The 16,479-nt window shown below is 55.8% G+C and carries 14 protein-coding genes; 2 read left to right on the forward strand and 12 right to left on the reverse strand.

Annotated elements, in window-relative coordinates; translation table 11 throughout:
• The 7 genes from I9187_RS03460 to I9187_RS03490 form a co-directional block, all read right to left on the reverse strand.
• Positions 1–1,443 carry a CpaF family protein gene (locus tag I9187_RS03460; RefSeq protein WP_171235300.1) on the reverse strand — a complete coding sequence of 481 codons (1,443 nt, stop codon included), beginning with the start codon at positions 1,441–1,443 and terminating at the stop codon, positions 1–3.
• A gap of 24 nt (positions 1,444–1,467) precedes the next feature.
• Positions 1,468–2,706, reverse strand: coding sequence for an AAA family ATPase (locus I9187_RS03465; protein WP_171177912.1), 1,239 nt, complete (start codon positions 2,704–2,706; stop codon positions 1,468–1,470).
• Positions 2,707–2,905: 199 nt separating this feature from the next.
• Complete coding sequence (locus tag I9187_RS03470; RefSeq protein WP_209940059.1) at positions 2,906–3,532, reverse strand: OmpA family protein; 627 nt, start codon at positions 3,530–3,532, stop codon at positions 2,906–2,908.
• Between the two features lie 17 nt (positions 3,533–3,549).
• A complete protein-coding gene (locus tag I9187_RS03475; protein ID WP_171177908.1) occupies positions 3,550–4,956 on the reverse strand; it encodes a type II and III secretion system protein family protein in 1,407 nt (468 codons plus the stop codon).
• Positions 4,957–5,149: 193 nt separating this feature from the next.
• Positions 5,150–6,031 (reverse strand): Flp pilus assembly protein CpaB, encoded by an 882-nt coding sequence (gene cpaB, locus I9187_RS03480; protein ID WP_171235296.1) that lies wholly within the window; start codon positions 6,029–6,031, stop codon positions 5,150–5,152.
• A gap of 276 nt (positions 6,032–6,307) precedes the next feature.
• Complete coding sequence (locus I9187_RS03485) at positions 6,308–6,547, reverse strand: hypothetical protein (RefSeq protein ID WP_171177904.1); 240 nt, start codon at positions 6,545–6,547, stop codon at positions 6,308–6,310.
• A gap of 309 nt (positions 6,548–6,856) precedes the next feature.
• Positions 6,857–7,087, reverse strand: a complete 231-nt coding sequence (locus tag I9187_RS03490) for a hypothetical protein (protein WP_171177902.1) — start codon at positions 7,085–7,087, stop codon at positions 6,857–6,859.
• A gap of 353 nt (positions 7,088–7,440) precedes the next feature.
• On the opposite strand from I9187_RS03490, the gene I9187_RS03495 reads away from it, so the two are divergent.
• Positions 7,441–8,307 carry a lytic transglycosylase domain-containing protein gene (locus tag I9187_RS03495; protein ID WP_171177900.1) on the forward strand — a complete coding sequence of 289 codons (867 nt, stop codon included), beginning with the start codon at positions 7,441–7,443 and terminating at the stop codon, positions 8,305–8,307.
• 36 nt (positions 8,308–8,343) lie between these two features.
• Here I9187_RS03495 and I9187_RS03500 read toward each other — a convergent pair whose 3' ends face one another.
• The 5 genes from I9187_RS03500 to tldD all read right to left on the reverse strand — a co-directional run bounded on the left by I9187_RS03500 (position 8,344) and on the right by tldD (position 15,349).
• A complete protein-coding gene (locus I9187_RS03500; RefSeq protein WP_050603192.1) occupies positions 8,344–8,970 on the reverse strand; it encodes a 3-oxoacid CoA-transferase subunit B in 627 nt (208 codons plus the stop codon).
• The gene (locus I9187_RS03505) at positions 8,970–9,674 is read right to left on the reverse strand and encodes a CoA transferase subunit A (protein ID WP_209509532.1); all 705 of its coding nucleotides are present in this window, start codon (positions 9,672–9,674) and stop codon (positions 8,970–8,972) included. The genes I9187_RS03500 and I9187_RS03505 overlap by 1 nt, the downstream gene beginning before the upstream one ends.
• A 91-nt stretch (positions 9,675–9,765) precedes the next feature.
• The gene (gene topA, locus I9187_RS03510) at positions 9,766–12,384 is read right to left on the reverse strand and encodes a type I DNA topoisomerase (protein WP_171619631.1); all 2,619 of its coding nucleotides are present in this window, start codon (positions 12,382–12,384) and stop codon (positions 9,766–9,768) included.
• A gap of 180 nt (positions 12,385–12,564) precedes the next feature.
• On the reverse strand, positions 12,565–13,689 hold the full coding sequence (gene dprA / locus I9187_RS03515) for a DNA-processing protein DprA (RefSeq protein WP_171238148.1): 1,125 nt from the start codon (positions 13,687–13,689) through the stop codon (positions 12,565–12,567).
• Positions 13,690–13,927: 238 nt separating this feature from the next.
• A complete protein-coding gene (tldD, locus tag I9187_RS03520) occupies positions 13,928–15,349 on the reverse strand; it encodes a metalloprotease TldD (protein WP_171238149.1) in 1,422 nt (473 codons plus the stop codon).
• A gap of 176 nt (positions 15,350–15,525) precedes the next feature.
• On the opposite strand from tldD, the gene coxB reads away from it, so the two are divergent.
• Positions 15,526–16,437 carry a cytochrome c oxidase subunit II gene (coxB, locus tag I9187_RS03525; protein WP_171177890.1) on the forward strand — a complete coding sequence of 304 codons (912 nt, stop codon included), beginning with the start codon at positions 15,526–15,528 and terminating at the stop codon, positions 16,435–16,437.
• Positions 16,438–16,479: the final 42 nt, after the last annotated feature.

A 16,479-nucleotide genomic window follows, 5' to 3' on the forward strand; every position in this document is an offset into this window, starting at 1 on the left:
CTACATCGTGGTTGGGTCGTAGATCGACGCTGGTAGATCAAAGCCCCACAGACGGAAGCGTTCCGAATAGTGGCTGCGCACGCCGGTTGCGGTGAAATGACCGATGATCTTGTTGTCGGGTGTTAGTCCAACGCGTTGAAAACGAAAAATTTCCTGCATCGAGATCACATCGCCTTCCATCCCTGTGATCTCGGTGATCGAGGTCATCCGGCGTGAACCGTCCTGTAAGCGGCTGGCCTGCACAATCAGGTTCACAGCAGATGAGATCTGGCTGCGGACCGCCTTGATCGGCATCTCGATCCCTGCCATGGCAATCATGTTCTCTAGTCGCGAAATACCGTCACGCGCCGAGTTGGCGTGGATCGTGGTCATCGACCCATCGTGGCCGGTGTTCATGGCCTGCAACATGTCGATCACTTCGGCGCCTCGCGTCTCACCCACGATGATGCGATCAGGCCGCATACGCAGGGCGTTTTTCAAACAGTCGCGCGGGCTGACTTCGCCTTTGCCTTCCACGTTGGGCGGGCGGCTTTCCATTCGTCCCACATGGGTCTGCTGCAACTGAAGTTCCGCCGTATCCTCGATGGTCAGGATGCGCTCGGCATCGTCGATAAAACTGGACAGTGCGTTCAAAGTGGTTGTTTTACCGGAACCGGTACCGCCCGAAACGATTATGTTCAGGCGCGTTGATACCGCCGCCTGCAGGTAGGCAGCCATTTCTTCCGTGAAAGCGCCGAAATTGACCAGATCGTCAATGCCCAGCTTGTCCTTTTTGAATTTACGGATCGAGACCAGCGATCCATCCACCGCAATTGGCGGGACCATGGCGTTGAAACGCGAGCCGTCGGCCAGACGGGCGTCAACATAAGGGTTTGATTCATCAACACGACGACCCACAGCGGACACGATCTTGTCGATGATCCGCATCAGGTGTTTTTCATCCTTGAACGTGATGTCGCTGAGTTCCAGCTTACCCGCGCGTTCAACAAAAATCTGTTGCGGGCCGTTGACCAGAATATCGTTGACCGTGTCGTCTTGTAGCAGGGTCTCAAGCGGGCCGAGACCTGTCACCTCATCATACAGTTCTTTGTTCAGTTGAGACCGGTCTTCGCGGTTCAGAACGATGTTCTTGGTTTCCAGAACCTCGCTGGCAATTGCGCTGATTTCTGCGCGCAATTCGGCTTCGCCCGCGTTTTCCAAAGCCGCAAGGTTCAGGTTTTCCAACAATTCCTTGTGCAGCTCGATCTTGATTTCGCCCAGTCGTTCCTTTCGCTTGCGATCACGATCGGATCCAACGACCTCGCCGGGCTTCTTTTTTTGGGGTTTGCGTGCAACCGCTGTCGTTGTGGCAGCGGCCTGTGCAACGGGCGCTGCCGGTTCGGTGGCTTGTGCCGGCGCTTTTACCGGCTGTGCAGCGGACGGTTTCTTATATCTTGAAAACACGGCAGGTACCCCTTTGCAAAGATGTTACGCAGCTTCTTCGGCGCTGCCGCTACCAAGGCTGTGAAGCGATTTTGCCAGTTTCGCGATTTCCCGGCGCAACGGGTTCTTGGCGGCCGAATTCGCCAGTGGCAGACCGTGGTCACCGCTCTGCATGACCGGCTTGCCCCCATCGGGCAATTGCAGGTCGATCGAGATCCCAAGGCTTTCACCCATACGCTTTACTCGGCTCTTTCCGTTGAGATCGGTAAACTTGGGCGCTCGGTTTAGAGCAAAACGCAGTTTATTGAAGGGCAACTCCTCTGCCTGCAAGGCGCGCTTCAGGCGCAGTGCATTCTGCGCAGAGCGCATGTCCAATTCGATCATCGCGAAATACACATGCGCCGCTTGCAAGACCGTTTCGGACCACAGAACCAGCGTCTTGGGCATGTCGACGATCACATAATCGAAATGTGTGCGGGCCATGTCGATAACGCGCTGAATATCATCTGGTGTAATCAGATCCAGCGGCACCATATCCGATGGTGCCGTCAAAACCTGAAGCTTTTCTTCATAAGTTTGAAGCGCTTGTGAGAAAACCTCGTTATCCATCGATTCGGTATCTGACAACATTTCAAAAACCGTTTCGCGCCGCGGCAGGTCCAGATAGGTGGAAACCGTACCGTATTGAAGATCCAGATCGATCAGGCAGACCGAAGGGGTATCTTTTTCCGACGCACAGGCCAGCTCCCAAGCCAGGTTGACGGCCATTGTGGTCGCACCCACACCGCCAGCCAGCCCCTGCACAACGAACAATGCCCCTTCCTTTGCCTCGCCGCTTGTCAAAGGAACGGCGGCGGCTTGAGCCACTGCGACAGGATCGGGCTGCTTCATGCGCTCGATCGCTTCTTGCAGTTCGCCTTCCGGAAGAGGGTAGGGGACGAATTCGTCTGCGCCTTTGCGCAATAGCTGATGCAGTGAGGCCGGTGTGACGTCTTCAGCGATCAGGACAACTTTGATTTTCTTTTCTTTGGCCTGGGTGATGATCTCACCCATCAAAGAAAGGTTGTCTTCGTCCTCTCCATCAATTGCCAACGCCACAAATTCAAGAGATTCAGCTTCTGGCTGGCTGAAAAAGGCCAGCGCCTCGGCAAAGCCCAGATCTCCCCAGCGTTCACCCAGAATGGCCTCCATGTCTTCGATCAAAAGATCGAAATTTTGGACATCCCGGCTGATGGTGCAGGCCAAAATTGCTGTATTGTCATCTTGCGGCGTCGCGCTGGTCATAAACACTATCCTCGTCGTGAGGGCTCAGCATGTCATATGAACGAAATCCGCCAGATTGATGTGCTGTCGCCCCAATACGGTCAAATTTGGCCGCAGGTCACCCTATTGTTCACAATGTTGCTTTGAAGTTGGGCAAGAATTGGGCGCAAAAGAACCAATTGTAGGGAAATGGGCGACGATGCCGCCCATTTCGGATGTATTATCCATCATCGCCATCTGACGCGGTCACTTCTTGGACCGTGCTCTTGAATGACGCACTTTCCACATATTCCCGGTAGATCACATTTGCGTATTTGCCGTCCAGAAGCTGCCGGTTGCCGTCAACAAAGCCTGAAACCTCGGTCACAGTCCGGCGGTTCCGGCGGTCGCGCTGCTGTGTGGCAATCAAAGGCTGCGATTTGCCAAAGGACACAACTGCTTCAAGTCGCGAACGCGAGATTCCTTGGCGCTCAAGGAAGGCCACAACCGACTGGGCACGGCGCAAGCCGAGGCTTTTGTTGTAGCTGGTCGAACCCACAGCGTCGGTATGGCCGTATACCCGGAAGCGCGCTTCAGGGAACTGTTTGATCCAGTCTGCTTGCTGCAACAGGATTCGCTGTGCCGACGCGTCCAACTGTGAACTGTTAAAGGCAAAGTTCACCTGGCTTGGTACATCCGCCGCAAAGCGTTGGCCGAGGATCTGAGCGTAAGTCAGTTCACCGTTTTGTACCTGAATGTTGTTCAACGTTGCGTTGCCGAAAGTTCCAGCATCGATCTCGTATCCGGCCTCGCGCGTACATGCGGCAACTGCGACCGTAAGACCCAATGTGATGATCCACTTTTGCATTGGTCCTATCCTCCTGATCAATCTAGGACGTAGCCGTACGAGCTGCCGAAATCTTGTTTGGCAACTTCGGATGCTCCACCGGAACCGGCACGCTGAGTGCGTGCGACCTGCCCATTCACGAACAGATCAAATTCGCTGGGCGGCTTGACCCGGTCGGTTGGAAGGGCCAGCGCTTCGCCGCGCGTTGGCGAGACCAGGTGCGCAGTAATGATAACAACGAGTTCGCTTTGCTCACGCTGGTAGTTGGCGCTGCGGAACAGGGCCCCAAGAACCGGAACGTCGCCCAGCCATGGAACTTGGTTGCTCAGGTCTGCAAAATCATCCTGGATCAATCCCGCTATAGCAAAGCTTTCGCCGTCACGCAGTTCAATCGTCGTAGTTGCCCGGCGCGTGATGAAGCTGGGAACGGGGTCACCGTTAAGCGTGAAGTCAGAGCTTTGATCAATGCTTGAAACCGCTGTTGCCATTTCAAGGTTGATCAGGTCTCCATCTACGACGCGAGGGATGAAATCGATCTCGACACCGAACGCTTTGTATTCAATGGTTATGACGCCTTCATCCTGTGGTACTGGAATCGGAACTTCGCCACCGGCCAAAAATGTTGCTTGCTGACCAGATAAGGCTGACAAGTTCGGTTCAGCCAAGCTGCGGGCCAGCCCCTTGCTTTCAAGCGCCTCCAGCAACAAGCGAACCTGAGTTGAACCGGCACCAAACCCGAAAAGGATCGCGCCTGTGTTTGTTTGAATCGCAGGTATGTTGTTGTTGAGGGCATTATTAAGTGAAAGCTGGTTGTTGAGAGTGTTGAAACCACCTGTCACATCACTGCCGCCGAAACCCAGTGAAGCGGTCAAGCTCTTGGCAACGGACCGATTCATCTCGGCAAAGCGCACTTTCAACATCACCTGCTGAACGCCACCAACTGACATGAGGTTCGAGACGCGATCAGGCGCATAGCGTTCGGCTAACTCCAGTGCACGCGACAGTTTGGCCGAGCTGGAAACCGTACCGGACAGCACGATGCCATCATTGGCGGTGCGAACTTCAATGGGTTCTTCAGGCAGAATCTGACGCAGACGCTCCTTGAACTCCGAAACATCGGGTGAAACGCGTACGCGGACGTTGGCTAACAGGTTGCCGGCCCCGTCAAACAGGGTCAGTGTCGTTAAGCCCGGAGCCTTACCCAGAACATAAATGGTCCGGTCCGACAACGACGAGATGTCCGCAATGCCTGCGTTGGCAATGCTGAGTTCAGCAAACGGTTGCTCGCTTTCAACGACGATTGCGCGGTTCATAGGGACATCCAGTGTTTCCACCGTACCCTTTTTCACCACGCGCAAAGTTTCAGCCCAGGCGGCGTCGCCAACCGGACTAATAACAAGCGACAACCCCAGCAGGGTTGCGCTGATCCAGGAACGTATTGTCATGTGACCTGCCTCTCCGATCACGCCTCGTTTTTTGGGTCTTATGCCCTATACCAAAGCAGACTGCGCGAATTCCAAATTTATTGCAATAATCAATGGTTTCCGGAATGTTCCTTATGTGGAGAATTGGCAACAACCACAAAAAAAGAGCCGCACCCTAGGCGCGGCTCTGATCTTGTAAGGTTCTGAATTAGCGTCAATTTGTGCAAGGGATAGGCACGTTGACAATCTCGCCGCCGCGTCTGATGCGGGTCGTGCAAACTTCTTCTACTTTCTGTTCCGGTTCCGGTGCTGCAGCTTGAATGCCAAGCAGCTTGCGCTGGTCAACTTCAATCGTAGATGCGACAGATTCATCTGCTACACCAACCAGTGCCAGTGACAGTCGGCCGGAATTTTGAGCTTGTGCCAGAGCGGCGACCTGTTGCGGAGTTACCGCAACTGTGACGGTCCGTGCGATCGTTGTGTTGGTGACGTCGGACCCCGCTGTTTGGTCAACGGCGATCAATTGTACATTGGTTTCGATCAGGCGGGTAATGCCCCCGTTGCCAGTGCCTTCAAGAGTGCCGCTGGAGCCTGTCCAGTAGATGTCCACATTATCACCAGGGCGCAAAAAGCCTGAAACGCCCGACGCAACATCAACACTGATTGCAAAGGCGCGCATCCCTTTTTCAAGACGCGAGGTCAGGCCAGCTTTTTCACCAGGCTCGGTAATCTTGACGCCCATGATCGCTTCGTCTTTTTCCATCGTTCTCAGAACAAAACGTTCTGTAGGACCGTTTTCAGGGAACAGAGCTGTGAGTTCAGTGAAGGTGCCTTCCGGAATCGCGTTTTCCGGCCAGTCCACAGCGCGGATGTCTTCCTGCGTTAGACGCTCGCCGTACTTAAGTGCGCGATTCGACACATATACTGTTACCGTAGGAATTACCTCGACCTGTGCGTTGGCCAGAGCCTCTTCTGCGGCAAGCCTTTGACGGGCCAGCTCGTTTTGGTAAGCCGAGATATAGTTGCGCGCCATATAGACTGCGCCTCCGGCCAGAGCTACGCCGACAATTAGGACAAGTCCGAATACCGCTCGCATGCGAGTACCTCTTTATTTAGTTTGGTCGAATACTAAGCTGCCGCAAGGGCGCTTTGAAACAGCCTAATCCTTAAATGCAAATTGTGTCGAAATGTGGGACAAATATGTCTGATTGTCAGTTTCTCTGCCAAAATCCACACAATTCTGCACATGATCTATCGAGCTTCGCCCGACATTTGGGTTTGACGCAAAAAACGCCACATCCCAATGGACGTCGCGTTTTTTAATTTGGGGAATTGCTTTGCTCAGGCCGCCAAAAGCACCAAGCTGCGTGATTTAACCGCCGCCACCCGCGGTACCCTCGGTGACGATCCCGCCAGGAGCGCTGTTTGAGCCGGTGCTGACTACGGCAGCATTCATGGCTTCGTTTGCATTTCCGCCTAAGCTGTCAACACTGGAACTGATGACGAGGTATGTCGCACCGGACAGGCCAATGACAACAGCCGTCAGCACTACCCAGTCGACTGTCACCGCGCCCGCTTCTTCCGATTTGAAGCGTTTTAGGAACTTGACCATGTTCTCTACTCCAATTGATTTTAACCATATTGCTGGCAGCTTTTATTCAAAAGATTGCGCGGTAATGGCGGAAATTGGGCAATAATAGGCTTTTTAGGATTGAACTTGGACAAACGCTGTTTTCGCGCGAGATTAAAGGCGCTTTGGGAACAAAGCCAGGTTGCGCGTGGTGTCGGGTGTTTCCAAGTTCTAATCCAAGACGTTGCCTGCTTAGTCTTGATGTGAGCATTAAGTTAGTTTGCAGGTCGCCCTGGACAAAAAAGGCCGCGCCAGACTGGCGCGGCCTCGAAAATTCTCTATGTCAACAACTTAGTTGCTTGTGCCTTCGGTGGTGATACCGCCCGAAGTGGTGTTGCTGCCGGTGCTCAGTGCCGCGCCGTTCAGCGCTTCGTTCACGCCGGTTGCCAGGCCAGTGGCGCCGGTTTCGATCTGCTGGTAAGCAACTGCGGCCAGGCCGATGACTGCTGCGGTCAGAACAACCCAGTCAACTGTTACTGCGCCGTCTTCGTCTTTGCGGAAGTTCTTGATGAACTTGATCATGTTACGTCCCTCCTAAAGGATCTAAATAAGTCTAATGAACCTCGGCGTCTTCCAGAGCTTCCTCTCTCAGTCCGCTCCCGTCCGTCTCGGTATGCATCTATGTTTGCCTGTGGTGCGTGGCAGGAATTGGGCCAAACGCAGATTTTTTTTCGTGCAGCTTAACTTTTTAGTTAGAAAATGCATAAGAGACTGAAATAAAACGATTAAAAAAACGCAATGGTCAGATCATACCTGTTTGGACGGTGCAAAATTGCGTCAAATGAGGCGAAATTGCCCCATTTCGCTTTGTTTTTCTGGCTTTGCGCGAAGATTCGAGGTTCAAATCGCCTAAAAAGAAAACATGAGGCAGGCAAATGAATCTCCGGACCGCACTCCAATGCGCCGGTGTACTCGCGTTTCTAGTTTCGAGTGTCACATATGCAGACGCAACCGAAGTAGAACCGCGCGGCGTGTACAAACGGATCAAAGCACCCCAGCCGGGTGAACGCCCCCGCGTGACCGTACAAATCACTGCGGAGGAACATGCAACACAACCTTCTGCGCCCAGCACAGGGGCCGACCTATCGGTGCCAGATGTCATTGCGCGCACAGAAATTGCCCAGCCGATTCCTCCAGAGGCACAAAACAAGCGTAATCCCAAAGGGTCTTATAAAGCTTTCTGGGACAGGATCTCGCCCGAGATAGGTCAGGGTGGTGCAGGACGTTTAGATGCCGCCATCTCGGCCCTTGCAGCCACGAGTGTGCGGTCTCCCCGACTTCAAACCCTGCAGAACATTGCTCAGCAGCAGGGTAAAGAGATTCTGCGCTCGACTGTCGGTACCAATGTCTCACCGGCGCTGGTCTTGGCAGTGATCTCGGTCGAGTCCGCCGGGCGGGTGGATGCGATCAGCTCTGCCGGAGCGCAGGGGCTCATGCAACTCATGCCCGCCACGGCGGCACGCTTCGGGGTGAAAGACAGCCTTCAGCCAGCACAGAACATCGCCGGAGGGGTGAAATACCTCAACTGGCTGATGGAAGAGTTCGGGAACGATCCGATTCTGGTATTGGCCGGATACAACGCAGGTGAAGGTGCAGTGCGTAAACACAGCGGTGTGCCACCCTATACGGAAACCCGGGACTATGTGCCCAAAGTTCTGGCTGCATTCCAGATCGCAAAGGCCTTGTGTGCCACCCCGCCTGATCTGATTTCTGACGGCTGCGTGTTCCAGACCTCAAACTAAATAAGGCCCGCCTCGATTCGGCGGGCCTTTGTTCTTTTAAGAAACAAGTGTCGCTTGTGTTGCTGCGCGCATCTCGTCTTCGCTGACACCATCGGCCAGTTCGACGATCTTCAGGCCGCCTTCGACCACATCCAATACACCGAGATTGGTGATGATGCGATCGACCACGCCTTTACCTGTCAGGGGTAGGGTGCATTCTTTCAGAACCTTGCTGTCGCCGTGCTTGTTGGTGTGATCCATCACAACGATGACACGGCCGACACCCGCGACCAGATCCATTGCTCCACCCATGCCTTTCACCAGCTTGCCTGGAATCATCCAGTTTGCCAGGTCGCCTTTCTCATCCACTTCCATGGCGCCCAGAATCGCCGCAGCGATTTTGCCGCCGCGGATCATGGCAAAAGAAGTGGCGCTGTCGAAATAGGCCGTGCGGGACAGTTCCGTGATCGTCTGCTTGCCTGCATTGATCAGGTCTGGGTCTTCCTCGCCTTCAAAAGGAAACGGCCCCATGCCCAGCATGCCGTTTTCCGATTGCAGGGTGATGTCCTTGTCGCCAACATAGTTCGCCACCAGCGTCGGAATGCCGATGCCGAGGTTCACATACATGCCGTCTTCCAGCTCCTCTGCCGCGCGCGCGGCCATCTGATTGCGGTCCCAGGGCATTATGCTTCCTCCTTCTTGCGGGTGGTGTGTTGTTCGATGCGCTTTTCGTGCTCGCCCTGAATGATGCGATGCACATAGATGCCGGGCAGGTGAATCGAATCCGGGTCAAGTGAGCCGCGCGGAACGATCTCTTCTACTTCGGCTACGCAAATTTTGCCGCAGGTCGCCGCAGGCACATTGAAATTACGGGCGGTCTTGCGGAACACGAGGTTTCCGGTGTCATCCGCCTTCCACGCCTTAACGATGGCCAGATCGGCGAAGATCCCTTCTTCTAGGATGTAGGTCTCGCCATTGAAGTTCTTATGTTCCTTGCCATCGGCGATCACCGTGCCCACGCCTGTCTTGGTATAAAAGCCGGGAATACCGGCACCACCTGCGCGCATCCGCTCGGCCAGGGTTCCCTGCGGATTGAATTCCAGTTCCAATTCACCGCTCAGATACTGGCGCATGAATTCAGCATTTTCGCCGACATACGAGCTGATCATCTTTTTGACCTGCTTCGTTTGCAGCAAAATGCCGATTCCAAAATCGTCCACACCGGCATTGTTCGATGCAAAGCTCAGGTCTTTGACGCCAGACTCTTTAATAGCTTCGAGCAATAGTTCCGGAATGCCGCACAGGCCAAAGCCGCCCGCGGCAATCAGCATACCATCTGTCAGCACCCCATCGAGCGCTTCAGAGGCATTGGCATAGATTTTTTTCATGGAAAACTCCCCCAATGACATGGTGATGGGCAGGTTGTGCCGCCACGTCATGGGGAAGTCAATGAAACCAAGGGTGTGTTGGTATTTCTACCTATTCCGCCGCCTTCTTGGTTGCCTTCTTGGCTGCGGCCTTCTTCTTTGGGGCCGCCTTTTTCTTGGTGCCTTTCTTGGCGGCGCGTTCATTCACCAGTTCGATGGCCATTTCCTGCGTCACGTCTTCTGGCTTGATGTCCTTGGGAATGGTCGCATTGACCTTTTCCCATTTGACATATGGCCCATAGCGACCATCCAGAACTTGCATGGCGCCGCCGTCAGGATGTTCGCCCAACTCCTTCAACGGTTTCGCAGCCGCGCGGCGCCCGCGCCCTGGATTGGCGCGTTTTTCAGCCAGCAACTCGACCGCGCGGTTCATGCCGATTTCGAACACATCGTTGGGGTCTTTGAGATTGGCGTAAACCGGCTTTGCGTCTTCCGGCAGTTGGTGCATCAGGTAGGGGCCAAACCGCCCGAAATTCGAGCTGATCATGCCACCCTCAGGGTGTTCGCCGATCTGACGTGGCAGAGAGAGCAGCGTCAGAGCTTTCTCAAGGTCCATGTCATCTTTGCTCCACCCGCGCGGCAAAGAGGCGCGCGGTGGCTTCTTGTTCTCGGGCGTGGGTTCGCCGCGCTGAACGTAAGGACCGAAACGACCGGACTTCAGCCAGATCTCATCACCCGCATCTTCGCCCAACAAGCGTTCATCCCCTTCGGCACCTTCACCTGCGATGGGACGCGTATAGGTGCATTCGGGGTAGTTGCCGCAACCGACGAAACCGCCCGTGCGCGAGGTTTTCAGGTGCAATTGCCCAGTGCCGCACTTCGGGCATATCCGCGGATCCGATCCATCCTCACGCGGCGGGTACAGCTGCGGCGCGAGCGCTTCGTCCAGCTTGTCCAGTACTTCGGAAATTCGCAGTTCGGACGTCTCGCCAATTGCGGCCGAGAAATCGTGCCAGAACTTGCCCAGCAGGTCCTTATAATCGCGGTCCCCTGCGCTGACGTCGTCCAGTTCTTCTTCCAGATTGGCTGTGAATTCATAACCCACATATTGACGGAAGAAGTTCAGCAGAAAGATCGTGACGATCCGGCCCTTTTCTTCGGGGATCAGTCGGTTTTTGTCTTTGCGCACATATTCCCGATCCTGAATCGTGGTCACGATCGAGGCGTAAGTCGAGGGGCGACCGATGCCAAGTTCTTCCATGCGCTTGACCAGTGTGGCTTCGGTATAGCGGGGCGGAGGCTGCGTGTGGTGCTGCTGCGCCAGAACGGATTCGTTTTCGGACAGGATTGCGGCTTTTTCCTCGGCCTTCGCGAACTGACCTTTCAGTGAGGTTTTGGCAAAACGCGCCGGATCGCCCTGCATGATCTGCGGCAAGCGCTTTTCGTCGTCGTCGGCTACATCGTCGCGACCTTCTTCATAAACACGCATGAACCCGTCAAACATGACTACCTGACCAGTGGCGCGCAAGCCGACCTGACCGTCATCGCTGCCGATCTCTACGGTGGTCCGCTCCAGTCGGGCGGCGGCCATCTGACAAGCTATGGTGCGTTTCCAGATCAGGTCATAAAGCTTGCGCTGATCCTCATCGGTGACTTTCAGGGCCTTGGCATCGCGTGACATATCCGTTGGGCGGATACATTCGTGCGCTTCCTGTGCGTTCTTGGCCTTGTTCTTGTACATGCGCGGGCTGTCCGGCACATATTCGGCGCCATAGCGCTCCGCGATTGTATCGCGGGTGGCGGCCACGGCCTCGGGGGCCATATCGATACCGTCGGTCCGCATGTAGGTAATGTAGCCAGCCTCATATAGCCGCTGCGCCACCTGCATCGCGTGGCGCGCACCCATGCCGAACTTGCGGCTGGCCTCTTGCTGCAAGGTTGATGTCATGAACGGCGCGCTGGGGTTGCGTGCTGCCGGTTTCGCCTCGACCGAGGTGACGCTGAGCGCCCGACTTGTGATAGCCTGAACCGCCAGCTCCGCCTGTGTGGCGTTGGCCAGATCGTGCTTGTCCAGTTTCTTGCCGGCCAGAGTAACCAGCCGCGCCTCATAGGTCTGGCCGCGCGGTGTTTCGAAAAGCGCCTTAACCGACCAGTATTCGACCGGCTTGAACGCTTCGATCTCCATCTCGCGTTCGACGATCAGGCGCAGACAGACGGATTGCACGCGACCGGCGGACTTTGCACCGGGCAGCTTGCGCCAAAGGACGGGAGAAAGGTTGAAGCCCACCAGATAGTCCAGCGCACGGCGGGCCAGATAGGCCTCGACCAGCGGCATGTCGACCTGACGCGGGTTCTGCATCGCCTGGGTGACGGCTTCTTTGGTGATGGCGTTGAACGTTACGCGGCTGACCGGCGTATCTTTCTTGATCGAACGGCGCTTGGTCAGAGCTTCTTGCAAGTGCCAGCTGATCGCCTCGCCCTCACGATCAGGGTCAGTGGCGAGGATCAGTGCGTTATCTTCTTTCAGGGCATCGGCGATGGCTTTGACATGTTTGCGGCTGTCATTGCCAACTTCCCATTTCATGGAAAACTCATGCTCGGGATCGACCGACCCATCCTTTGGTGGAAGGTCCCGAACATGGCCGTAAGAGGCCAAAACTGTGTAGTCGGGGCCGAGATATTTATTGATTGTTTTTGCTTTGGCCGGAGATTCTACAACAACTACAGGCATTTAAGGGGAAACCTCGCTCGACGAATTTGGCGCCTTCTATGGTGGTGCAAAATGTGTGGGGCAAGCGGGAATTGTCAATGCGTTCCTTTTGCAGGTCGAAAAACGCCTTAATTTCAGGTCATTATTCAAGGTGCCGTGTCTCTGGAAGGGCCGACACCATGTTTCATGGAAGTGGTTCGATCAGCCTGCCAGGGACAATAGACCCCCGGGCTGGCGCTGGATTCGTCCATCCAGTTCCAGATCGACCAATGCGGGGCCAAGCTCGCCAGCCGATGCCGCGATGTCTCGCAGCAACTGGTCTTCCGCGATGGGTGAGGGGCCAAGTCGTTCAAGGATTTGAATGTGTAAGTCTTGGGCAGGGTGTGCGACCGGGGTAGGTGGCTGCTGGGGGCGGTGTGAAGGCAGGTTGTCCTTGTGGGGCAAGGCTTCAACCACGTCCTCCGCGGACCGGACCAAGATAGCCCCATCCCGAATCAACAGATTGCACCCGGCGGCCCGCGCATCGAAGGGGTGGCCGGGTACGGCCAGAACCTCGCGCCCCTGATCCAAGGCATCGCGTGCCGTGATCAGGCTGCCAGACTTTGCTGCGGCTTCGACCACGACAACAGCTTGCGCAAGGCCAGAGATGATCCTATTTCGGCGGGGAAAGTGCCGAGCCTGCGGTGTCACGCCCATCGGCTGTTCCGACACGCGCAACCCGTTGGAAGCGATGTCATGAGCCAGCTCTGTATTCTCGACTGGATAGACGACATCCACGCCGCCGGCCATGACGGCAATGGTGCCGGATGTAAGGGTCGCTATATGTGCCGCCGTATCAATGCCGCGCGCCAGGCCTGAGACAATCACATAGCCTTTGCTGCCCAAGTCAGTCGCCAAACCCCGGGCCATTCGAGCACCGAGCGAAGAACAATTCCGTGCACCAACCATTGCAACCGCAGGTTTTTGCAAGAGAGACACGTCACCGATTGCCCAAAGCATAGGGGGCGCATCATTCAGATCACTCAGAGCTGCTGGGAAATCGGCGGACCCAAGGCACAAAAGCCGCGCTTTTGCGGCTTTTGCGGCCTTGAGCTCCGCCTCAATCACGCCGGGGGGGCAGATTTCATACCCTTCTATTCCGGCAGCGCGTGCCATTTCCGGCAACGCGGCCAGCGCGTTCTGCGCCGAGCCATGTTCCCGCAGAAGCCGACGAAACGTCGCCGGACCGACCTTGCGAGAACGCAAAAGGCGAAGCCACGAAAACCGGTCCTCTTCCGTGGTGGGTGGGAGTGGGGGGTGATTGGAAGAAAGCTGCTCTTCGGTCATCCGTTGCTCCGCCTTGTTGCAAAACTGGTTTACAGGCGGGCGGGTTAACAGCTTGTAAATCGTGGAAAACTAGATGTGTTTTTGTTCGAACTTGTTCTATCCAACAGAAGCATGCTTATGAAATAAAAGGAAAAATAAAAATCGGCCTTTTTGATGCAAAGGGATTTTCAACTGTTTGGGCGCTTTACGCATGGGCGCAAGGTTAACCATGCGCCCGTGTAACTTGGTCTTTTGCGACTCAGGTTGCCGACCCCCCAACTGTCAGTCCATCCATCAGAACGGTGGGTTGTCCGACGCCCACCGGCACCCATTGCCCGTCCTTGCCGCAGGTGCCCATACCGGGATCCAGCGCCATGTCGTTGCCAAGCCCCCGGATCCGTTTCAAAGCGGATGGCCCATCGCCAATCAGCGTCGCGCCTTTGACCGGGGCGCCGATTTTTCCGTTTTCAACGCGATAGGCTTCGGTGCAGGAGAAGACGAACTTGCCATTGGTGATGTCCACCTGACCGCCGCCGAATCCCACGGCCCAGATGCCGTCTTTGATATCTGCGACCAAGGCCGCTGGGTCGGACTCGCCACCCAGCATGATTGTATTGGTCATGCGCGGCATCGGCTTGTGCGCATAGCTTTGCCGCCGCCCGTTGCCTGTGGGCGCAACGCCCATCAGACGCGCGTTCTGACGGTCTTGCATATATCCGGTGAGGATGCCGTCTTCTATCAGCACCGTACGTGAGCTGGGCGTGCCCTCATCGTCTACAGTGATCGAGCCGCGCCGGTCAGCGATCGTGCCATCATCGACCACGGTTACGCCTTTTGAAGCGACCTGTTGCCCCATCAGACCGGCGAAGGCAGAACTTCCTTTGCGGTTGAAATCCCCTTCCAACCCGTGGCCGATGGCCTCGTGGAGCAAAATCCCGGGCCAGCCGGGGCCAAGCGCCACCTCCATCACACCCGCGGGAGCCGGGATCGCGTCCAGATTGACCAGCGCAATGCGCAAGGCTTCGCGGGCCTTGGCCTGCCAGTCTGCCGGATCAATCAATCCGCTCAGGCCCACGCGACCGCCGCCACCCGCCGAACCGCTTTCGCGGCGTCCATTTTGTTCCACGATCACTGAAACATTCACGCGTGTCATCGGGCGAACATCGCGCACCATCACTCCATCAGGTCGCAGTATTTCGACCTCCTGAGTGGCGGCCGAGATCATTGCGCTGACCTGAACAACGCGTGAATCCAGATCGCGGGCAAATGCATCAATCTCGCGCAGGGTTTCGATCTTGACAGGAAACGCGGCAGAATCGATGGGATCTTCGTCGGTATAAAGACGTGTGTTGGTGGATCGAGGTGCTTCGGCAAGGGTTCCGCCGCCATCCCCAACGGCCAGCCGCGCGGTCTCGGCTGCCCGTTTCAGCGCGGGAATGGAAACATCAGTAGAATGTGCATAACCAGCGACTTCCCCTTGAACCGCGCGCAGGCCAAATCCTTCGGAAGCGTCGTAAGATGCGGTGCGCAGCCGACCGTCATCAAACACCAGTGACTCGGATTTTCGACGTTCGACAAACAGTTCTCCGTCCTCGGCCCCAGCGGTCGCCGATTGCAATACAGACAGCGCTTCGTCATGCGCAAGAGCGCTTTCAAAGGGGCGAAATGGGGCGTCGGACATGAGTTGTGACCTTTCGGGTTTGATCCAGATCAAAAATAGCGTCTGTTTGACGCAAGCATTTTGCTTTATCTACCCGACGGAATATGGTTTTTAACGCGGCCAAAGACAACGGGAGAGGTGCGACCGATTCACACCTTTTCGCCAGGGACGCAAAGATCAAACGATCAGGACAGAAAATGAAGAATGCTTTGATGCTTTCAGGGTTTATGACAGCCCTCTCCAGCCTTCCCGCCATGGCTCAGGAGCTAGAGATTATTGGCAAGCCGGTCGACGGCGGTATGGGCTTCCAGCCTGCGGCCACAAGCTTGGCCGATGGAATTCAGCGGCTGGACACAATGATTCTGGTGATCATCACCGTGATCTGTCTGTTTGTTGCGGCCCTGCTGCTTTACTGCATCGTGCGTTACAACCAGCGCGCAAACCCGACACCGGCTCGGTTCTCGCACTATACCCCGGTCGAGATTGCCTGGACCCTCGGTCCGATCCTGATTCTGGTCTTCATTGGTGCGTTCTCGCTGCCGGTTCTGTTCAAGCAACAGGAAATTCCAGAAGGTGACATCACCATCAAAGTCGTCGGCAACCAGTGGTACTGGACTTACGAATATGTTGATCACGATTTTGCCTTCGACAGCTATCTTCTGGGCCACCCGGCAACTCTGGATGAAGGTGCGCGCCCAGCAGATGCGGACGTGACCCCGTTTGTTCTGGATGACGCCATGCGTGCCAAGCTGGCCGATGCCGGGTACAGCGATGACGAATGGCTGTTGGCCACCGACACCGCGGTTGTCGTACCTGTCGGCAAGGTCATCGTGATGCAGGTTACCGCCTCTGACGTGATCCATTCCTGGACCATTCCGTCCTTTGGCGTGAAGCAGGACGGTGTGCCCGGACGTCTGGCCGAACTGTGGTTCGAAGCCGAGAAAGAGGGCGTCTACTTCGGTCAGTGTTCTGAACTTTGCGGCAAAGACCACGCTTATATGCCGATCACTGTCAAAGTGGTCAGCCAGGAAGCCTACGACGAATGGCTGCAGGGCGCGATCGATGAATATGCGGGTCTGCCGCAAAACTATCAGGTTGCCTCGAACTAATCGAAGCGACATGGGCGGGGTAGACCCAGCCTAAGACATGAC

The organism is Ruegeria sp. HKCCE4148 (assembly GCF_017872495.1).
Lineage (GTDB): Bacteria > Pseudomonadota > Alphaproteobacteria > Rhodobacterales > Rhodobacteraceae > Ruegeria.